The 19,909-nt window shown below is 73.3% G+C and carries 15 protein-coding genes; 12 read left to right on the forward strand and 3 right to left on the reverse strand.

Going from position 1 to position 19,909, the window contains the following annotated elements:
* The first annotated feature begins 27 nt into the window (after nt 1-27).
* Complete coding sequence (locus tag AB0B01_RS19165) at nt 28-738, forward strand: class III extradiol dioxygenase subunit B-like domain-containing protein (protein WP_361720065.1); 711 nt, start codon at nt 28-30, stop codon at nt 736-738.
* Nucleotides 739-898: 160 nt separating this feature from the next.
* Here the strand turns inward: AB0B01_RS19165 and AB0B01_RS19170 are convergent, their stop codons facing one another.
* Both AB0B01_RS19170 and AB0B01_RS19175 read right to left on the reverse strand, forming a co-directional pair.
* The gene (locus AB0B01_RS19170; protein WP_361720068.1) at nt 899-1,171 is read right to left on the reverse strand and encodes an antitoxin; all 273 of its coding nucleotides are present in this window, start codon (nt 1,169-1,171) and stop codon (nt 899-901) included.
* A 46-nt stretch (nt 1,172-1,217) separates the two neighbouring features.
* Nucleotides 1,218-1,361 (reverse strand): hypothetical protein, encoded by a 144-nt coding sequence (locus AB0B01_RS19175; RefSeq protein WP_361720071.1) that lies wholly within the window; start codon nt 1,359-1,361, stop codon nt 1,218-1,220.
* Nucleotides 1,362-1,587: 226 nt separating this feature from the next.
* Between AB0B01_RS19175 and miaA the strand changes: the two genes are divergently transcribed.
* The 6 genes from miaA to hflX all read left to right on the forward strand — a co-directional run bounded on the left by miaA (nt 1,588) and on the right by hflX (nt 9,601).
* The gene (gene miaA, locus AB0B01_RS19180) at nt 1,588-2,526 is read left to right on the forward strand and encodes a tRNA (adenosine(37)-N6)-dimethylallyltransferase MiaA (protein WP_361720074.1); all 939 of its coding nucleotides are present in this window, start codon (nt 1,588-1,590) and stop codon (nt 2,524-2,526) included.
* 131 nt (nt 2,527-2,657) lie between these two features.
* Nucleotides 2,658-3,170 carry a hypothetical protein gene (locus tag AB0B01_RS19185; RefSeq protein WP_361720129.1) on the forward strand — a complete coding sequence of 171 codons (513 nt, stop codon included), beginning with the start codon at nt 2,658-2,660 and terminating at the stop codon, nt 3,168-3,170.
* Between the two features lie 52 nt (nt 3,171-3,222).
* The gene (gene dapF, locus AB0B01_RS19190; protein ID WP_361720077.1) at nt 3,223-4,098 is read left to right on the forward strand and encodes a diaminopimelate epimerase; all 876 of its coding nucleotides are present in this window, start codon (nt 3,223-3,225) and stop codon (nt 4,096-4,098) included.
* Nucleotides 4,099-4,238: 140 nt separating this feature from the next.
* Nucleotides 4,239-6,323 carry an HD domain-containing protein gene (locus AB0B01_RS19195; protein ID WP_361720080.1) on the forward strand — a complete coding sequence of 695 codons (2,085 nt, stop codon included), beginning with the start codon at nt 4,239-4,241 and terminating at the stop codon, nt 6,321-6,323.
* 173 nt (nt 6,324-6,496) lie between these two features.
* Nucleotides 6,497-7,942 (forward strand): M1 family metallopeptidase, encoded by a 1,446-nt coding sequence (locus tag AB0B01_RS19200; RefSeq protein ID WP_361720132.1) that lies wholly within the window; start codon nt 6,497-6,499, stop codon nt 7,940-7,942.
* A gap of 153 nt (nt 7,943-8,095) precedes the next feature.
* Nucleotides 8,096-9,601, forward strand: a complete 1,506-nt coding sequence (gene hflX, locus AB0B01_RS19205; protein WP_361720083.1) for a GTPase HflX — start codon at nt 8,096-8,098, stop codon at nt 9,599-9,601.
* Between the two features lie 108 nt (nt 9,602-9,709).
* Here the strand turns inward: hflX and AB0B01_RS19210 are convergent, their stop codons facing one another.
* Nucleotides 9,710-10,882 carry a hypothetical protein gene (locus AB0B01_RS19210; RefSeq protein WP_361720086.1) on the reverse strand — a complete coding sequence of 391 codons (1,173 nt, stop codon included), beginning with the start codon at nt 10,880-10,882 and terminating at the stop codon, nt 9,710-9,712.
* 474 nt (nt 10,883-11,356) lie between these two features.
* Here AB0B01_RS19210 and AB0B01_RS19215 point away from each other — a divergent pair, with 474 nt between their 5' ends.
* The 5 genes from AB0B01_RS19215 to AB0B01_RS19235 all read left to right on the forward strand — a co-directional run bounded on the left by AB0B01_RS19215 (nt 11,357) and on the right by AB0B01_RS19235 (nt 19,882).
* Nucleotides 11,357-12,637 carry a diaminobutyrate--2-oxoglutarate transaminase family protein gene (locus AB0B01_RS19215; RefSeq protein WP_361720135.1) on the forward strand — a complete coding sequence of 427 codons (1,281 nt, stop codon included), beginning with the start codon at nt 11,357-11,359 and terminating at the stop codon, nt 12,635-12,637.
* A 678-nt stretch (nt 12,638-13,315) separates the two neighbouring features.
* Complete coding sequence (locus AB0B01_RS19220; RefSeq protein ID WP_361720138.1) at nt 13,316-15,181, forward strand: IucA/IucC family protein; 1,866 nt, start codon at nt 13,316-13,318, stop codon at nt 15,179-15,181.
* Between the two features lie 6 nt (nt 15,182-15,187).
* Entirely contained in the window at nt 15,188-15,868 is a 681-nt protein-coding gene (locus tag AB0B01_RS19225) for a GNAT family N-acetyltransferase (protein WP_361720089.1), read from the forward strand.
* Nucleotides 15,869-15,987: 119 nt separating this feature from the next.
* Complete coding sequence (locus tag AB0B01_RS19230; protein ID WP_361720092.1) at nt 15,988-17,859, forward strand: IucA/IucC family siderophore biosynthesis protein; 1,872 nt, start codon at nt 15,988-15,990, stop codon at nt 17,857-17,859.
* 52 nt (nt 17,860-17,911) lie between these two features.
* The gene (locus tag AB0B01_RS19235; RefSeq protein WP_361720095.1) at nt 17,912-19,882 is read left to right on the forward strand and encodes an ATP-dependent DNA helicase; all 1,971 of its coding nucleotides are present in this window, start codon (nt 17,912-17,914) and stop codon (nt 19,880-19,882) included.
* Nucleotides 19,883-19,909: the final 27 nt, after the last annotated feature.

A 19,909-nucleotide genomic window follows, 5' to 3' on the forward strand; every position in this document is an offset into this window, starting at 1 on the left:
GGCCGCTCGGCGGCTAGGCTGCGGATCATGCTCGTAGCCGCAGCCGTCTGCCCCGCCCCGCCGCTCCTCGTGCCCGAGGTCGCCGCGGGGGCCGCCGCCGAACTCGGCGACGCCCGTACCGCCTGCTCCGACGCACTCGCCGTCCTGGCCGCCTCCCGACCCGACCGGCTCGTCGTCGTCGGAGCCTCGGACGCGGACCGCCAGGGTCCCTACCCCCAGGGCTCGCGCGGCAGCTTCCGCGGGTTCGGCGTCGCCGAAGCCGACGTACGACTGGGGGCGGGGGACGGGGGCGCCCGCCCGCTGCCGGCCGCCCTGTCCGTCGGGGCGTGGCTGCTGGAGCACGCCCGCTGGGGCGCCTCCCCGGTCGAAGGCCTCGCGGTGGACGAGCGGCTGGCTGCCGAGCGGTGCCTGGAGGCCGGCCGGGACCTCGCGGCCCGTGACGGCCGTGTCGCCCTGCTGGTCATGGGCGACGGCAGCGCCTGCCGCAGCCTGAAGGCCCCCGGCTACCTCGACGAGCGGGCCGAGGCCTTCGACGCCGCCACCGCCCGGGCCCTGGCCGCAGCCGACGTCCACGCTCTCGCCGCCCTGGACGCCGGCCTCGCGCAGGAGCTGCAGGCGGCCGGCCGGGCCCCCTGGCAGGTCCTGGCCGGCGCGGCGGAGGGCGCGGGCCTCGAAGGGCGACTGCTGTACGAGGACGCCCCGTACGGGGTGGGCTACTTCGTCGCCGCCTGGTCCTGAGGGCCGGACGGCCCGGGTGCGGGGCCCGGCGCCCGGACGGGCGCGGGGCAGGGAGCGTGTAGAGGACGCGTAGAAGTCGCGTGGCAGCGGGTACGGCGAAGGGGCACGGGTTCGGTGGGAACGCCGCGCCCCTTACGGAACCGACCGGTCAGGAACCGGGTCAGGAAGCCGCTGTCGGCGGAGTCGGCCCGCCGGATGCCGGCGGGGTCGGTCCGCCGTGCTCGTCCTTGTGCGCCATCCTGCCCAGGGCGTCCTTCGCCTTGCCCGTACCGGTGGTGATCCGGTCGCTGTACTTGCCATGGGTCTTGGAGTCCACGACCTTGGCAACCTTGTCCAGACCCTCGCCGATCCTGCCCTCGTGCTGCTGCGCGAGGTCACCGACCTTCTCCTTCGCCGGAGCGAGCTTGGCCTTCAGATTGTCGAGCAGGCCCATGGGTCACCTTCCTGGGGTCCCCCCGGATGGAATCCGGGGGAGGTAGCTACGTACGGGCGCCCTCACCGGTCTCGCTGTCCGCGGCTGCCTCCGCCGACTGCTGCTTGGGGATCTCCACGACTTCCGCCGCGGGAGCCTGCGCATCAGTGGGCTCGGCCTCGGCCTCCCCGGACTCCGTCGTCACGTTCACGGATGCTGCCTCCGCGGTCGCAACCTCGTCCTTGCGACGAAAAAAACGGTCAAAAACGCCCATGTCTACTCCCATAACGTTACTCGTGCGGGTGAAGTTCCGCTGGGTCCGGCCCGGCCTCCGCCGGGCGTGCGCCGGGCGGAACCTCGTCAGGGCAACGACCCCGCCGCCACCCCGTCACGTAACCCGATCGGGTACATGCCGCGGGGTTTGCGAGACTGGGGCCGTGAGGAAAGCAGCTCCCGCCCCGCGGGTCATCGCCGTCGTCGGTCCCACCGCCGCCGGAAAGTCCGACCTGGGCGTCGCCCTGGCCCGCCATTTCGACGGCGAAGTCGTCAACGCCGACTCCATGCAGCTGTACCGGGGGATGGACATCGGCACCGCCAAACTGACGACCGAGGAACGCGGCGGCGTGCCGCACCACCTCCTCGACATCTGGGACGTCACCGAGACGGCCAGCGTCGCCGAGTACCAGCGCCTGGCCCGCGCCGAGATCGACAAGCTGCTCGCCCAAGGCCGTACGCCCGTCCTCGTCGGCGGATCCGGGCTCTACGTACGCGGCGCCCTCGACGCCATGGAGTTCCCCGGCACCGACCCCGAGGTCCGGGCCCGGCTGGAGGAGGAGGCCACCCTCCGCGGGCCCGGCGCCCTGCACGCCCGGCTCGCCGCGGCCGACCCGGACGCCGCCCGCGCGATCCTGCCCAGCAACGGTCGGCGCATCGTCCGCGCCCTGGAGGTCATCGAGATCACCGGGAAGCCGTTCACGGCCAACCTGCCCGGCCACGAGTCGGTCTACGACACCGTGCAGATCGGCGTCGACGTGGCCCGGCCCGAGCTCGACGAGCGGATCGCGCTGCGGGTGGACCGGATGTGGGAGGCCGGGCTGGTGGACGAGGTCCGCACCCTGGAGGCCCAGGGCCTGCGCGACGGAATCACCGCCTCCAGGGCGCTGGGCTACCAGCAGGTACTGGCCGCGCTCGCCGGGGAGTGCACCGAGGAGGAGGCCCGCGCCGAAACGGTCCGGGCCACCAAGCGGTTCGCCCGCCGCCAGGACTCCTGGTTCCGCCGCGACCCGCGGGTGCACTGGCTCAGCGGGGCCGCGGCCGACCGCGGGGAACTCCCCGGACTCGCGCTGTCGTTGGTCGAACGAGCGGTTACAGCCTGATCACGTGATGGCATCGGGACGCCCCGCGCGCCCGTTCGGGGCTCCCGTCCGTGCCATCATCAAACTCCGCAGGTGCAGTCACCGGCGGTGAACGGCGGCGTACGAAGTCCGAGTGGGGAGGGCGCGTGGCGATGGAGGCCGGCCCTCGCGACACTGGTCGGGACGACACCCGGCGGGAAGCGGATCCGACGCTTCTCGACAGGTCGCCCGAGCCCGACGGACTCGGCCTGCCCGCCGACCCCGAGCGGCTCACCCCTGACGGCCCGGACGCCCCGGACCCCGCCGAGGCGGAGGCCGCCTCCGGCCCCGAGTTCGAGGTCGAGCTGCGCCCGCAGCGCCGCCTGCGGCTGTGGCAGATCGCCCCGATCGTGATCCTCGCCGCCTCCGGCTCCCTGATGTTCGCCTTCCCGCTCGCCTTCGAGTTCGGCGACGGCGGAGCCGTCGTCGCCATGCTCGGCTTCCTCATCAGCTCCTGCGCGGGCGGCTGGGCCATGATGGCCGCGCGCCGGGTGGGCTACTCCTGGCCGGGCCTCCCGCCCCGCGGCAGCGGCCGCCGCCCCGACTGGCGCCTGGCCGCGCTCTACGCCCTGATCGCCCTGGCGGTCATCGCCCTCGCGGTCTACCGCGTGGCCCGCCTGCGCTAGACACCTGCAGGGCCGTCCCGCCTGCGCAGAGGCCGCTCGGTACCATGGCCGGGTGACGCACAGCACCCTCTCCTTCCTCAAGGGCCACGGCACCGAGAACGACTTCGTGATCGTTCCGGACCCGGACAACTCCGTCGAGCTGCCCGCGGCGGCCGTCGCCAAGCTGTGCGACCGGCGCGCCGGGATCGGCGCCGACGGCGTGCTGCACGTCGTCCGCTCCGCCGCCCACCCCGAGGCCGCGCACCTGGCCGACGAGGCCGAGTGGTTCATGGACTACCGCAACAGCGACGGCTCCATCGCCGAGATGTGCGGCAACGGCGTCCGCGTCTTCGCCCGCTACCTCCAGTACGCCGGCCACGTCGAGCCCGGCGACCTCGCCGTCGCCACCCGCGGCGGGGTCAAGCAGGTCCACCTCGACAAGAGCGGCGACGTGACCGTCTCCATGGGCCGCGCCGTGTTCCCCGAGGAGCAGGTCACCGTGATGGTCGGCGACCGCGCCTGGCCCGCCCGCAACGTGAACATGGGGAACCCGCACGCCGTCGCCTTCGTCGACAGCCTCGACCACGCCGGCAAGCTGCTCGACCCGCCGCCCTACAGCCCCGCCGAGGTCTACCCGACGGGGGTCAACGTGGAGTTCGTCGTCGACCGCGGCCCCCGCCACGTCGCCATGCGCGTCCACGAGCGCGGATCCGGCGAGACCCGCTCCTGCGGCACCGGCGCCTGCGCCGTCGCCGTGGCCGCCATCCGGCGCGACGGGGCCGACCCCTCGGTCACCGGCGAGCCGGTCACGTACACCGTCGACCTCCCCGGCGGGACCCTCGTGATCACCGAACACCCCGACGGGCGGATCGACATGACCGGACCGGCCGTCATCGTGGCCGCGGGCGAGTTCGACCCGGCCTGGCTCACCGAAACGGCTTTCGGCTGAAGATTCCCTCTCATGGGTGATCCGTTTCACGCTGAGCGAGAGGTGGACTGCGCCACGTGGTGGGGTCGGTAGCATCAGGCACCGGCCCTGAGGGCTCACCCCATGCCCACCGCTGCCGGTCGAAGCCGCCGGAGGTGCCCATGAGTGCAGAGGCCACGAACCCCGAAGCACGTCCCGAAGCGCGCCCCGAACTCCGCAGACGGGGTCGGACCCGCATTGACCTGCGCCGACTCGGGCGCGCGGCCCTGCTCGGGCCGACGTCCCGGGACCGGCTGCCCGACGCCATCGGACATGTCGCCGAGGCGCACCGCGCCCACCATCCCGACGCGGACCTGTCCATCCTGCGCCGTGCCTACGTGCTCGCGGAGTCCTCGCACCGCGGCCAGATGCGCAAGAGCGGTGAGCCGTACATCACACACCCGCTCGCCGTCACCCTGATCCTGGCCGAACTCGGCGCCGAGACCACCACCTTGACGGCCTCTCTGCTGCACGACACCGTCGAGGACACCGAGGTGACCCTCGATCAGGTCCGGGCGGAGTTCGGCGACGAGGTCTGCTTCATCGTCGACGGCGTCACCAAGGTCGAGAAGATCGACTACGGGGCGGCCGCCGAACCCGAGACCTTCCGCAAGATGCTCGTCGCCACCGGCAACGACGTCCGCGTGATGTCCATCAAGCTCGCCGACCGGCTGCACAACATGCGCACCCTCGGCGTGATGCGCCCCGAGAAACAGGCCCGCATCGCCAAGGTCACCCGCGACGTGCTCATCCCGCTGGCCGAGCGGCTCGGCGTACAGGCCCTCAAGACCGAGCTGGAAGACCTCGTCTTCGCCATCCTGCACCCCGAGGAGTACGAGGCCACCCGCGCGCTCATCGCCGCCCACGCGGGGGAGCGCGACCCGCTGCCTGCCATCGCCGACTCCGTACGCGCCGTCCTGCGCGACGCCGGCATCGCCGCCCAGGTGCAGGTGCGCCCCCGGCACTTCGTCTCCGTGCACCGGATCGCCCTCAAACGCGGCGAGCTGCGCGGCTCCGACTTCGGCCGCATCCTCGTCCTGGTGGGGGAGAACGCCGACTGCTACGCGGTGCTCGGCGAGCTGCACACCTGCTTCACGCCGGTCGTCTCGGAGTTCAAGGACTTCATCGCCGCCCCCAAGTTCAACCTCTACCAGTCGCTGCACACCGCCGTCGCCGTGCCCGAGGGGTACGTCGCCGAGGTCATCGTCCGCACCCACCAGATGCACCGCGTCGCCGAAGCCGGGGTGGTCGCACTCGGCAACCCCTACGCCACCGCGGCCGCCGACGCCGAGTGCGAGGAGGAGCGGGCCGACCCGACGCGGCCCGGCTGGCTGTCCCGGCTGCTCGACTGGCAGCAGTCCGCGCCCGACCCCGACACCTTCTGGAGCGTGCTGCGGGCCGAGCTCGCCCAGGACCGCGAGATCACCGTGTTCCGCGAGGACGGCAGCGCTTCCGGCACGATCAGCCTCCCGGCCGGAGCGAGCTGTATCGACGCCGCCTACGCCCAGTACGGCGAGGCGGCCCACGGCTGTATCGGCGCCCGGGTCAACGGGCGCCTCACCTCCCTCGCCTCCCGGCTGTCCGACGGGGACACCGTGCAGCTGCTGCTCGCCCAGGACACCTCCTCCGGGCCTTCCCCCGACTGGCTGGAGCACGCGAGGACCCCGGCCGCGCGGATCGCCATCAGCAGCTGGCTCGAAGCCCATCCCGACGGGGCGACACCCACCGCCACGCCCGCGCGGGCCCCGCTCTCGGTGGTGGGGGCCCGCGGAGGCGGCGGCAACGCGGTCGTCGACCTCCCCCACGCCACCGTACGGCTGGCCGGCTGCTGCACCCCGGTGCCGCCGGACGCGGTCGCGGGGTTCGTCGTACGGGGCGGCGCCGTCACCGTCCACCGCATCCACTGCGCGGCGGTCGCCCAGATGCGCTCCCTGGGCCGGACCTCCGTCGCCGTGCACTGGCGGGCCACCGCGGACTGCCGGGTCACCCTGGTCGCCGAATCGTTCGGCCGCCCCCACCTGCTGGCCGACCTGACGGAGGCCATCGCCCGCGAAGGCGTCGAGGTCGTCTCCGCGACCGTGGAACCCCCCGTCGAACAGCGGGTCCGCCACACCTACACCCTCCAGCTCCCCGACGCCGCCGGCCTGCCGGCCCTGATGCGGGCCATGCGGGACGTGCCCGGCGTCTACGACGTCAGCCGCGCCTAGGGCCCGTCGTCCGGGTCAGCCTCGCCCAACAGCCCCGGGAGGGAGGGGCCCCGGGCCGATCCGAAGGACGGGCCCTGCCGCGGCGTCCCCCGGCCCTGCCGGAGGATCCCGTTCGGGTGGACTCCTCGCGCGCCGTGCACGAGCGCGCGGCGGGCGCTGATATGCGGTGGGGGATGCAGCTGACCTCCCCCCGCAAGCGCGCCGCCCTGCTCGCCGCGGCCTCCCTCACCCTCGTCGCCGCCGTGCTGCCCCCGCCGAAGCCGCTGGGCATCGGCGACCCGCTGTTCCCGGAGCTCGGGAACCCCGGGTACGACGTCCTCTCGTACGACCTGTCCTTCACGTACAAGGACAACAAGAGCCCGCTCGACGCGGTCACCGTCATCGACGCCCGCGCCCTCCAGCCGCTGGAGCGGATCAACCTGGACTTCACGCGCGGAACGGTGGCGTCCGCCGAGGTCAACGGGCAGCCGGCGCGCTTCGAGAGCGCCGGGGAGGACCTGGTGCTGACGCCTGCGAGCCCCGTGGTGGCGAACGTGCCGCTGCACATCACCATCCGGCACACCAGCGACCCGCGGGGCCGCAGCGACGGCGGCTGGGTGACCACCGACGACGGGCTGGCCATGGCCAACCAGGCCGACGCCGCCCACCGCGTCTTCCCCTGCAACGACCACCCCGCCGACAAGGCGTACTTCACCTTCCGGATCACCGCCCCGGCCGGTGTCACCGCCGTCGCCAACGGGGTGCCGGGGGCGCTGCCGGCCCGCGCGGCGGCCGATGCGACGACGTGGACGTACCGCACGCTGCATCCCATGGCCACGGAACTGGCGCAGGTCTCCATCGGTGAATCCGCCGTCGTCCGCGGGACCGGACCGCACGGACTGCCGCTGCGCCACGTGGTGCCGTCCGCGGACCGGCAGCGCCTGGACCCGTGGCTGAAGAAGACCGCGGCCCACATCGAGTGGATGGAGAAGCGGGTCGGCCGCTACCCCTTCGAGAACTACGGCGTGCTGATCGCCCGGGCCAAGACCGGCTTCGAGCTGGAGACCCAGACCCTCTCGCTCTTCGAGAGCGGCCTGTTCTCGGGCGAGGGCTACCCCGAGTGGTACGTCGAGGCCGTGATGGTGCACGAGCTCTCCCACCAGTGGTTCGGCGACAGCGTGACCCCGAAGGCCTGGTCCGACCTGTGGCTGAACGAGGGGCACGCCACCTGGTACGAGGCCCTGTACGCGGACGGCCTCGGGAAGTACTCCATGGAGCGGCGCATGCGCGAGGCGTACCAGCGCTCCGACCAGTGGCGGGCGGCCGGCGGCCCCCCGGCCGCCCCCAAGCCCGCCGCGCCCGGCGAGAAGATCGGGCTGTTCCGGCCGGTGGTGTACGACGGGGCCGCGCTGGTGCTCTACGCGCTGCGGCAGGAGATCGGAGCCGCGGCCTTCGACCGGGTCGAGCGGCGGTGGGTGAGGGAGCACGGGGACTCCACGGCGGGCACGGACGACTTCGTACGCCTCGCCTCGCAGGAGGCCGGACGCGATCTGGAGCCCTTCCTGCGGCCCTGGCTGTACGGGAAGACGACGCCCGCCATGCCCGGCCACCCGGAGTGGGGCGGCCCGAAAAGCGTGTGACCCCCGGGGAACGGGCATGTCACCATCGACGGGACCGCCCGCCGTGGGGAATCTCCCGGCGGTGTGACACGTTGGACGTGGCAGTGTTATGTCACGCGTGGCACCGGCTGTGGACTGCCGACGCGGACCATCCGACAACGACGTAAGGATCCAATGACCTCCTCCTCTTCCCCTTCCCAGGACGCGCGGGACGCACGGGACGTGCCGGACTCGCAGAGCTTCACCGAGAGCCTTCGGGCTGACGCCCTGATGGAAGAGGACGTCGCCTGGAGCCACGAGATCGACGGAGACCGGGACGGCGAGCAGTTCGAGCGCTCCGAGCGCGCGGCGCTGCGTCGTGTCGCCGGCCTCTCCACCGAGCTCGAAGACGTCACCGAGGTCGAGTACCGACAGCTGCGCCTGGAGCGCGTCGTGCTGGTCGGCGTCTGGACCTCCGGCACGGTGCAGGACGCCGAGAACTCCCTCGCGGAGCTCGCGGCCCTCGCCGAGACGGCGGGCGCCCTCGTACTCGACGGCGTGATCCAGCGCCGCGACAAGCCCGACCCGGCCACCTTCATCGGCTCGGGCAAGGCCCGCGAACTGCGCGACATCGTGCTGGAGAGCGGCGCCGACACCGTCGTCTGCGACGGTGAGCTCAGCCCCGGCCAGCTCATCGCCCTCGAAGACGTCGTCAAGGTCAAGGTGGTCGATCGCACCGCCCTGATCCTCGACATCTTCGCCCAGCACGCCAAGTCCCGAGAGGGCAAGGCGCAGGTCGCCCTCGCGCAGATGCAGTACATGCTGCCGCGCCTGCGCGGCTGGGGTCAGTCGCTGTCCCGGCAGATGGGTGGCGGCGGCGGTGGCGGCATGGCCACCCGAGGCCCCGGTGAGACCAAGATCGAGACCGACCGGCGCCGGATCCGCGAGAAGATGGCGAAGATGCGCCGGGAGATCGCGGAGATGAAGACCGGCCGCGACATCAAGCGGCAGGAACGGCGCCGCAACAAGGTGCCCTCGGTCGCCATCGCCGGCTACACCAACGCCGGCAAGTCCTCGCTGCTCAACCGGCTCACGGGCGCGGGGGTCCTGGTGGAGAACGCCCTGTTCGCCACCCTCGACCCGACCGTGCGCCGGGCCGAGACGCCCAGCGGCCGCATCTACACCCTGGCCGACACGGTCGGCTTCGTCCGGCACCTGCCCCACCACCTCGTCGAGGCGTTCCGCTCCACGATGGAGGAGGTCGGCGACTCCGACCTCATCCTGCACATCGTGGACGGCTCGCACCCGGCGCCGGAGGAGCAGCTCGCGGCCGTGCGCGAGGTCATCCGCGAGGTCGGCGCGGTCAACGTGCCCGAGATCGTGGTGATCAACAAGGCCGACGCCGCGGACCCGCTCGTCCTGCAGCGGCTACTGCGGATCGAGCGGCACTCCATCGCCGTCTCGGCGCGGACCGGACAGGGCATCGCGGAGCTCCTCGGGCTCATCGACGCCGAACTGCCGCGGCCCGAGGTCGAGGTGGAGGCCCTCGTGCCGTACACGCACGGCTCGCTGGTCGCCCGGGCCCACGCCGAGGGCGAGGTGATCTCCGAGGAGCACACCCCGGAGGGCACCCTGCTCAAGGTGCGGGTCCACCAGGAACTGGCGGCGGACCTGTCCCCGTACGTGCCTGCGAAGCGGTAACGCGCGCAGAACGAAGGCCGAGGGCCCCCTGCGGTGCAGGGGGCCCTCGGCCGTGTGTGCCGCGTTCCGTGTGTGCGGTGTGCGGTCCGACCGGCCCGGGAGGCCGGCCTACTTGAACTTGCGGCTCACCGCGTCGAAGATCCCCTTGGCCTCCGGCCCCAGCCGCGGTCCGGCCAGCCAGCCCGCCTTGGCCGGGCCGATCGAGGTGTTCGACACCAGCGCCGGCTTGCCGTCACTGCCTGCCGCCACCCAGCCGCCGCCGGAGGAGCCGCCGGTCATCGTGCAGCCGATGCGGTACATCACCGGGTCGGTCGCGTTCAGCGACAGCCGGCCCGGCTTGTCCGCGCACTGGTACGCCTTCTGTCCGTCGAAGGGAGCCGCCGCCGGGTAGCCCGTCGCGGTGATGCTCGCGACCTTCGGCACCGCAGGGGCGTTGAACTCCACCGGGAGGGCCGAACCGACGGTCTCCTCCAGGGACTTGCCCGTGCTCTTCTCCGGGGTCACGTGCAGCACCGCGAAGTCGTACGGGGCACCCGCACCGCCCTTGGGGCCACCGGTCGCGATCCACTGGTCGGAGGTCTGTGCCCAGTCGCTCCACCACACGCCGTACGGGGCCACCTCGTTGCGGGGAGCGCCCTTGAGCTGCGCCGCGGGCTTGCCGGCGTTGTTGTAGGAGGGCACGAAGGCGATGTTGCGGTACCAGCCGCCCGACTTGCCGGCGTGCACGCAGTGGCCCGCCGTCCAGACCATGTTGGACTTGCCCGGATGCGCCGGGTCCTTGACCACGGTCGCCGAGCAGACCATCGAGCCCTCGGGGCCGTCGAAGAAGACCTTGCCCGACACCGGAACGCTCGTGTGGTACGGAGCGTTCGCGGCCTTCGCGGCCACCGGGGCAGGGGCCGGGTCCGTGACGCCCTGGTCCTTGCCGGCATCCGGGTCGACCGCCGGTGTCTGCGGCTGCTCGGCATCACGCATCCGGTCCGAGTCCCACAGACCCTCGATGATCGGGTTGATGTAGTCGCCCGCCTCGCGGAGCCAGTCCTCCTTCTTCCAGTTCTTCCACGCACCCCCCTTCCACTGCTCCAGGTCTATGCCGTGCTGCTTGAGCCTGTCCTTGAGCTGGTCCGGGATCTTGATCCCTTCGGCCCCGGACGGAAGGCTCGCCGCCACGGTCGGCTTGGCGTCGCCGCCGGCCTCCCCGTCTCCGGGTCCGCAGGCCGCGGCGGTCATCGTGAGTGCCGCCGCGCACAAGATCGCGGTGACCGGTCGGTTCGGTCGCATGTCGTGAATCCCCCTGGTGATTCTGGGCGTGGGATGCGGTGCAGTGAGGTAGGTGCCGCTCGTTCAGCCCCCCACTATGCCGCTGCCGTTGGGGACGGCACAGCCCGGGCCCGCGGTTCCGGGCCGGGCGGATCCGCCGACGTCCGCTCAGGCCCGCCGGGGGCAAGGATCTTGGGCCCACCCGTGATCCCCCGCCGCCATCGTCGTTGGTACGTACGGGGGATGGGCGAGCAGCGTTCATGTTCGAGGCGCATCCGGTGGAGCATCCGTGCGGGAGGTCCGACACTCGTGGCTTTGACCGAGCAGGACGCGGCGTCCGTGACCCAGGTCCCGGCGCAGGGGAACCGGGGCGCGGGCCCGGACGGCCCGGGAGCGGGCGGACCGGGATCAGGTGGGCCGGGTGCAGGTGGGCGGGGATCTGACGGGCCGGGATCCGGCGGGCCTGGATCCGCCGGGTCGGCAACAGCGGAGGGCATCCTGCGCCGGCAGGCGATGCGCGAGTCCGCCGCCCGGACGTACGCGCGCTCGCTGCCCGTGGTCCCCGTGCGCGCCCGCGGCCTGACCGTCGAGGGCGCGGACGGGCGCCGCTACCTCGACTGCCTCTCCGGAGCCGGCACCCTCGCCCTCGGCCACAACCACCCCGTGGTGCTCCAAGCCATCCGGGGCGTGCTCGACTCCGGGGCCCCGCTCCAGACCCTCGACCTGGCGACGCCCGTCAAGGACACCTTCACCACGGAGCTGTTCGCCTGCCTGCCGCCGGCGCTGGCCGCCGACGCCCGCATCCAGTTCTGCGGGCCGGCCGGGACGGACGCCGTCGAAGCCGCCCTCAAACTGGTGCGCACCGCCACCGGGCGCTCCGGGCTCCTCGCCTTCACCGGGGCCTACCACGGCATGACCGCCGGGGCCCTGGGCGCCTCGGGCGGGGCCCCGGACGTACGGGTGACCCGGCTGCCGTATCCCCAGGATCACCGCTGCCCCTTCGGTGTCGGCGGACCCGAGGGCGCCCGGCTGGGGGCCCGCTGGACCGAGAGCCTGCTGGACGATCCCAAGAGCGGGGTGACGAGGCCCGCCGCGATGATCGTCGAGCCGGTGCAGGGGGAGGGCGGCGTCCACCCGGCCCCGGACGACTGGCTGCGCCGCATGCGGGAGATCACCGAGGCACGCGGGATCCCGCTGATCGCCGACGAGGTGCAGACCGGGGTGGGCCGCACCGGCGCCTTCTGGGGCGTCGACCACGCCGGGGTGGTGCCCGATGTGATGGTCCTGTCCAAGGCGATCGGCGGCAGCCTCCCGCTCGCGGTGATCGTGTACCGCTCCGGGCTGGACGTGTGGGCGCCCGGAGCCCACGCGGGCACCTTCCGCGGCAATCAGCTCGCCATGGCGGCAGGGGCCGCCACCCTTGCCTACGTACGGAAGAACCGTCTCGCCGAGCGTGCCGGGGCCCTCGGTGAGCGGATGCTCACGGCGCTGCGCGACCTCGCCCGCGCCCACCCCTGCATCGGGGACGTCCGGGGCCGCGGCCTGATGATCGGTGTCGAGCTCGTCTCCCCCGACACGGGCGCCGCTGCCCCCGACCTGGCCGCAGCCGTCCGCCAGGAGTGCCTGGACCGGGGCCTGATCGTCGAACTCGGCGGCCGCCACAGCAGCGTCGTCCGGCTCCTGCCCCCGCTGACCCTCACCGACGAACAGGCCACGGCCGTCCTCGACCGCCTGGCCGATGCCATCCCCGCGGCCGCAGCCCGCCGGCCCCACTGACCCGCTTCCCCAAGGACCCCGATGCCCGACCCCCAACACCCCACCCGTCCCGCCTCCCCGGCTGACACCGCACCTCCGGCCCCGCCCCTCCCCGGTACCCACCCAACCCCCACCACCGACACCCCGGACCACCCGGCCACCCCTACCCACCCGTCTCCGGCCACCCCGGAGCAGGCGAGCGCCCCCACGGCCGTGTTCCCCGGCACCCCGGAGCACGGGAGCGCCCCCGCCCACCCGTCCCCGGTCAGCCCGGAGCACGCCAGCACCCCCGCCCGGCCGTTCCGAGCCGGTCCGGAGCATGCGAGCGCCCCCGCCCACCCGTCCCCGGTCAGCCCGGAGCACGCCAGCACCCCCACTGCCCCGTTCCCCGGCTCGCCGGATCACCCGGGCACGCCAACCCGCCCCGCCCACACCGGCACGCCGGAGCGGACCGGCGGTGGGGCGGGAGGGGAGGCAGACAGTGGTGACCCGGTGCGCGGGCTGCGGTCCGCGGGCCACGCGCGGGCGGACGCGACCGGCGCGGCAGTCCCGGGCCCGGGTGGGAGCGCCCCGGAGCCGGCGCCGTCCGGCCTCGCCCCGGGCGGAAGCGCTCCCGAGCCGACGCCGCCCGGCCCGGCCCTGGGTGCGCAGGAGGCGGCCGGGGCGGGCAGGGCGGGCGGGCAGGCCGCCGCCGACTGGCTGCCCTCCCAGCTCCCGGCCACCGCGTGGCCGGCCGAAGCAGGCCCCACCGTGCCCCGGCAGAAAGACGGCACGCTCCGCCCCCGGACCGCCACCGCGGGCCCCACCGGTCCCGAACCCGCTTTGCTGTCCGACCTGTTGGACCACCCGGACCCGGCAGTCGCCGCCGAGGCCGCGACCGTCGAGAACCTGCTGCGGTGCTGGGTCCGCGAGAGGGGTATCGGCCGGCCCGACGGGCCCGTCGGAACCCTCCTGCGCATCCCCCTCCCCGCATCCGGCACCGCCCTGCTCGTCGCCGTCCGGTACTGGTCCCCGACCGGCTGGCACCGCTTCGCGCCCGCCCGCCTCGAAAGCGCGCCCGCCGGCTCCCCCGCCCTGGACGCCGTCACCCTCGCCGCCCTGATCGCCCGCGAGGGCAACAGCGGCGGCCGCGGCGGAACCGACCTCGTCGGCCGGGTCGCCGACTCGGTGCGCCGCACCGCCGAGTTCATCGCCGACCGACGCGAACGCCCCACCCCGCCCGCTCCCGTCGCCGGTGAACTCTTCCTCACCGCCGAGCAGTCCCTCCTTCTCGGCCACCCCCTCCAGCCGGACCCGAAGAGCCGTGAGGGACTCTCCGAGGCCGGAGTACGCCGCTACTCACCCGAACTCCACGGCTCCTTCCCCCTGCACTGGTTCGCCGTCGCCCCCTCCGTCCTCGCCACCGACTCCGCCTGGACCGAACGAGGCCGCCTGGTCTCCGCCGCCCGGCTCCTCGGACGCCTTGCCCCCGGACTCCCGCTCCCCGACGGCACCACCCCCCTTCCGCTGCACCCGTGGCAGGCGCGCGACCTGCTCCAGCGCCCCGCCGTCGCCGCCCTTCGCGACGCGGGACTCCTGCACGACCTGGGCCCGTACGGCGAGCCCTGGCACCCCACCTCCTCCGTCCGCACCGTCCACCGCCCCGGCGCCCCCGCGATGCTCAAGCTCTCCCTGGGCCTGCGCATCACCAACTCCCGCCGCGAGAACCTCCGCAAGGAACTCCACCGCGGCGTCGAAGTGCACCGACTGCTCCGCACCGGCCTCGCGGAACAGTGGCAGGCGGCTCACCCCGGCTTCGACATCGTGCGCGACCCCGCCTGGATCGCCGTCGACGACCCCGACGGCAACCCCGTCCCCGGCCTCGACGCCGTACTGCGACACAACCCCTTCCGCCCTCACGACGACGCCGTGTGCATCGCCGCACTCACCGCGCCCCGTCCCTGGCCGGGCCGGGCCACCATGCGCTCCCGGCTCGCCGAGACCGTCACCCGGCTCGCCGCCACCACCGGCCGCCCCGTCTCCGCCGTCGCCGCCGAGTGGTTCCTTCGCTACCTCGACCACGTCGTGCTGCCGGTCCTCGCCTTCGACGCGCTCGCCGGCATCGCCCTCGAAGCGCACCAGCAGAACACCCTGGTCCTCCTCGACCCGGCCGGCTGGCCGGTCGGCGGCCGGTTCCGCGACAACCAGGGCTACTACTTCCGTGCCTCCCGCCGCGCGGAGCTGGAGCGCCGGCTTCCCGGCATCGGAAGCGCCAGCGACACCTTCGTCTCCGACGCCGTCACCGACGAACGCTTCGCCTACTACCTCGGCATCAACAACGTGCTCGGTCTCATCGGAGCCTTCGGATCCCAACGGCTCGCCGACGAACGCGTCCTGCTCGCCGCCTTCCGCCGGTTCCTCGGCAAGGCCTCCGGCCTCGGGCCGGTCCCCGCGCAGCTGCTCGACTCATCCACCCTGCGCTGCAAGGCGAACCTGCTCACCCGGCTCGGCGGCCTCGACGAGCTCGTCGGCCCCGTCGACTCCCAGTCCGTCTATGTCACCGTCACCAACCCCCTCCACGACTGAGCCCCGATGCCCTCCACCGAAACCCCCACCGGCCCCACCACAGCCGCCACGGCCACCGCCATTGCCGACGCCGCGCAACGGCTGACCGCCGGGCTTCTGCCGCTCCTCGCCGAAGCCGATCTGCTCGACTCGCCGGCCGCATGGTCAGCCGCCGACACCCCGGCCGGGCGCTTCCGCCTCGAACCCGTCCACCTCGACCGCGACGTGGACCTGCTCACCGGCTGGATGAACGACCCGGAGGTGGCCGCCTACTGGGAGCTCTCCGGTCCCGCCTCCGTCACCGCAGCCCACCTGCGGACGCAGCTCGACGGGGACGGCCGCAGCATCCCCTGCCTCGGCCTGCTCGACGGCACACCCATGAGCTACTGGGAGATCTACCGGGCCGACCTCGACCCGATCTCCCGCCACTACCCGGCGCGCCCCCACGACACGGGTATCCACCTGCTCATCGGAGACGGGACGAACCGCGGCCGCGGACTGGGCACCGCTCTGCTGCGCGCCGTCGCCAACCTGGTGCTCGACAACCGTCCCCGCTGCACGCGCGTCATCGCCGAACCGGACATCCGCAACACCCCCTCCGTATCAGCCTTTCTGAACTCCGGCTTCCGCTGTTCCGCGGAACTCGACCTTCCCGGCAAACGAGCCGCCCTGATGGTCCGGGAGCGGGCGCTGCGCAACCTCATCTGACCGCCGTCCCCGCGCACCCCGTCTGCTCACCGCTCCACGCCCCCTCCCCGCCCGCCGTTCCGGCCCCACACTTCGAAAACTCCGCGTCGCCCGGCCCGGTTCCCGACCTGAGGAGTCCCGTGCAGAATTTCTCCGCCGCTCCCGACTCCACCGGCTCCGGCTTCGCGGACGGCGCTGTCCCGCCCTCGCCCCAGCACCCCTGCACCCCGCCCGAACTCAACCGCGAGAACTGGGACTTAGCCGCCCGCCGCCTCCTCGTCAAGATGCTGGGCGAATTCGCCTACGAGGAGATCATCAGCCCCGTCCCCGCCCCGTCCGCCGCCAAGGACGCCTGGCAGGTGATCCTCGACGACGGCAGCAGCCTCGGCTTCCGCGCCCGCCGCGGGGCGTACGACAGCTGGCAGGTGTCCCCGGACTCACTCACCCTCACCCGGCCGTCCCCGTCGACGCAGCCCCCGACCGCCTTCGGGGACCCGTTCGCCTTCCTCCTCCGGGCGCGTACGCTGCTGCGCCTCGACGGCGCGACCCTCGGCCACCTGATCCGCGAGATCAGTGCCACCCTGGCCGCCGACGCCCGCATCCACCACACCGCGCTCACCGCCGACGTCCTCGCCGACCTCGACCACGCAGAGCTCGAAGGCCACCAGACCGGCCACCCCTGGCTCGTCCTCAACAAGGGCCGCACAGGACTCTCCGCGGCGGACACCGCGGCCTGGGCCCCCGAGGCCCGCGTCCGCCAGCGGCTGCCGTGGCTCGCCGCGCACACCTCGCTGGCGGAGTACCGCGGCACGGCCGGCCTGGAGGAGCCCGCCCGCCTCTACACGGCGGAACTCGACCCCGTCACCCGCACCGCCTTCGAACAGACCTTGCGGGAACGCGGCCTCGACCCGCGCGGGTACCTCTACCTGCCCGTCCACCCCTGGCAGTGGGACGAGATCGTGCTCCCCCTCTTCGCACCCGCCCTCGCCGCGGGCACGCTGGTCCCGCTGGACGCCGATCCCGACATACGCGTCCCGCAGCAGTCGGTCCGCACCTTCCTCAACCTCAGCCGTCCCGACCGGCGCAGCGTCAAACTGCCCCTCTCCGTCTTCAACACCATGGTCTGGCGCGGCCTGCCCTCCGACCTCGCCGTCGCCGCGCCCGCGGTCACCGCGTGGCTCCACGGGCTGCGCGACACGGACCCCTTCCTCCGCGACGAGTGCAGGCTCGTCCTGCTCGGCGAGGTCGCCTCCGTGACCGTCCGCCACCCCGTGTACGACGCGCTGCCCGAGGCCCCGTACCAGTACAAGGAGCTGCTCGGCGCGATCTGGCGCGAACCCCTCGCCGGCTACCTCGTACCCGGCGAGCGGGCCCGCACCCTCGCGGCGCTCCTCCACGTCGACCCGCGCGGGCGCTCCTTCACCGCCGAGCTCGTGGCCCGGTCCGGCCTCGCCCCCGCGGACTGGCTGCAGCAGCTCTTCGCCGCCGTGCTGCCCCCGCTGCTGCACTTCCTCTACCGCTACGGCACCGTCTTCTCCCCGCACGGCGAGAACACCACCGTGATCTACGACGAGCACGACGTCCCGGTCCGGGTCGCCCTCAAGGACTTCGTGGACGACGTCAACATCAGCCGCGAGCCCCTGCCCGAGCTCGCCTCGGTACCGGCGGAGGTGCGGGCCGCGCTGCTCACCAAGCCCGCGGACTTCCTGCCCCAGTACATCCACTCCGGCCTGTTCGTCGGAGTCTTCCGCTACCTCTCCGCCCTCTGCGAGCACCGCCTCGGCGTCCCCGAGGACGCGTTCTGGTCCCTCGTACGGGCGGAGATCCTGCACCACCAGGCCCGCTTCCCCGAGCTCAAGGACCGCTACGAGCTCTTCGACCTGCTCGGCGAGCGCATCGGACGGCTCTGTCTCAACCGGAACCGGCTGTACGCGGACGGCTACCGGGACCTCGGCGACCGCCCGCACGCCGTGCAGCACGGCACCGTCCCCAACCCCTTGTATCGGCCATGAATCTCCGCGGTGGCCGTCGCTGTCGGTGGCGCGCCGTAGGGTTGGCAGTGCTATGACGAAGCCCTCCCTCCCCGACCTGCTGCACGCCGCCGTCACCGCCGTCGGCGGCACGGAGCGGCCCGGCCAGGTGGCCATGGCCGAAGCCGTCGCCGAAGCGATCGACGACAACACCCACCGGCTCATCCAGGCCGGTACCGGTACCGGCAAGTCCCTCGGCTATCTGGTGCCGGCCCTTGCGCACGGCGAGCGCGTGGTCGTGGCCACCGCCACCCTCGCCCTCCAGCGGCAGCTGGTCGAGCGCGACCTGCCCCGGACGGTGGAGGCGCTGCATCCGCAGCTGCGCCGCCGCCCGCAGTTCGCCATGCTCAAGGGCCGCTCGAACTATCTGTGCTTGCACCGGCTGCACGAGGGGGCTCCCCAGGACGAGGAGGAGGGCCTCTTCGACCAGTTCGAGGCGGCCGCTCCCACCAGCAAGCTCGGCCAGGACCTGCTGCGCCTGCGGGACTGGGCCGACGAGACCGAGACCGGCGACCGGGACGACCTGACTCCCGGTGTCTCCGACAAGGCCTGGAGCCAGATCTCCGTCTCCTCGCGGGAGTGCCTGGGCGCGACGAAGTGCGCGTACGGTGCCGAATGCTTCGCCGAGGCCGCGCGCGAGCGGGCCAAGCTCGCCGACGTGGTCGTCACCAACCACGCCCTGCTGGCCATCGACGCCATCGAAGGCGCGCCCGTGCTGCCCCAGCACGAGGTGCTGATCGTGGACGAGGCGCACGAGCTGGTCTCCCGGGTCACCGGGGTCGCCACCGGCGAGCTCACCCCCGGCCAGGTCAACCGGGCCGTGAAGCGCGCCGCCAAGCTCGTCGACGAGAAGACGGCGGACTCCCTGCAGACCGCCGCCGAGTCCTTCGAGCGGGTCATGGAGCTGGCCCTGCCCGGCCGGCTGGAGGAGATCCCCGAGGACCTCGGGTACGCGCTCATGTCACTGCGGGACGCCGCCCGCAATGTCATCTCGGCCATCGGGGCCACCCGCGACAAGTCCGTCCAGGACGAGGACGCGGTCCGCAAGCAGGCCCTTGCCGCGGTGGAGACCGTCCACGCGGTGGCGGAGCGGATCACCAACGGCTCGGAGTTCGACGTCGTCTGGTACGAGCGGCACGACCGCTTCGGCGCGACCCTCCGGGTGGCCCCGCTGTCCGTGTCCGGGCTGCTGCGCGAGAAGCTGTTCGAGGACCGCTCGGTGGTCCTGACCTCGGCGACCCTCAAGCTGGGCGGGGACTTCAACGGGGTCGCGGCCTCACTGGGCCTGTCCCCCGAGGGAGTGGCGGGGGACGATGCGCCGGCCTGGCAGGGCCTGGACGTCGGCTCCCCCTTCGACTACCCCAAGCAGGGCATCCTCTACGTCGCCAAGCACCTGGCCACACCGGGCCGGGAGGGCACCCGCGGCGACATGATGGACGAGCTGGCCGAGCTGATCGAGGCGGCCGGCGGGCGCACCCTCGGCCTGTTCTCCTCCATGCGCGGCGCCAAGGCGGCTGCCGAGGAGCTGCGCGGACGGCTCGACCACCCGATCCTCCTCCAGGGCGAGGAGACCCTCGGGGAGCTGATCAAGGCCTTTGCGGCGGACCCGAAGACCTGCCTGTTCGGGACCCTGTCCCTCTGGCAGGGCGTCGACGTCCCCGGCCCCAGCTGCCAGCTCGTGATCATGGACCGGATCCCGTTCCCGCGTCCGGACGACCCGCTGATGAGCGCCCGGCAGAAGTCGGTCGAGGAGCACGGCGGCAACGGCTTCATGGCGGTCGCGGCCACGCATGCGGCGCTCCTGATGGCGCAGGGCGCCGGCCGGCTCGTACGGGCGAGCGGTGACCGCGGAGTCGTCGCGGTGCTGGATCCGCGTCTGGCCACGGCCCGGTACGGAAGCTTCCTGCGGGCCACGCTGCCCGACTTCTGGTACACCACCAACCGCAACCAGGTGCGCCGCTCGCTGGCGGCCATCGATGCCGCCGCCCAGGCGGACGGCGCCTGAGCCGAAGGGCGGGCACAAAGCAGCTCC

It is taken from the genome of Streptomyces sp. NPDC044571 (assembly GCF_040647115.1).
Classification (GTDB): domain Bacteria; phylum Actinomycetota; class Actinomycetes; order Streptomycetales; family Streptomycetaceae; genus Streptomyces.

Excerpts from the sequence above, each read along its gene's own strand:
- hflX (WP_361720083.1), top strand. The coding sequence starts at position 8,096 with ATGACCTCCTCCTCTTCCCCTTCCCAGGACGCGCGGGACGCACGGGAC.
- AB0B01_RS19165 (WP_361720065.1), top strand. The coding sequence starts at position 28 with ATGCTCGTAGCCGCAGCCGTCTGCCCCGCCCCGCCGCTCCTCGTGCCC.
- AB0B01_RS19225 (WP_361720089.1), top strand. The coding sequence starts at position 15,188 with ATGCCCTCCACCGAAACCCCCACCGGCCCCACCACAGCCGCCACGGCC.
- AB0B01_RS19200 (WP_361720132.1), top strand. The coding sequence starts at position 6,497 with ATGCAGCTGACCTCCCCCCGCAAGCGCGCCGCCCTGCTCGCCGCGGCC.
- AB0B01_RS19185 (WP_361720129.1), top strand. The coding sequence starts at position 2,658 with ATGGAGGCCGGCCCTCGCGACACTGGTCGGGACGACACCCGGCGGGAA.
- AB0B01_RS19195 (WP_361720080.1), top strand. The coding sequence starts at position 4,239 with ATGAGTGCAGAGGCCACGAACCCCGAAGCACGTCCCGAAGCGCGCCCC.
- AB0B01_RS19235 (WP_361720095.1), top strand. The coding sequence starts at position 17,912 with ATGACGAAGCCCTCCCTCCCCGACCTGCTGCACGCCGCCGTCACCGCC.
- AB0B01_RS19210 (WP_361720086.1), bottom strand. The coding sequence starts at position 10,882 with ATGCGACCGAACCGACCGGTCACCGCGATCTTGTGCGCGGCGGCACTC.
- AB0B01_RS19170 (WP_361720068.1), bottom strand. The coding sequence starts at position 1,171 with ATGGGCCTGCTCGACAATCTGAAGGCCAAGCTCGCTCCGGCGAAGGAG.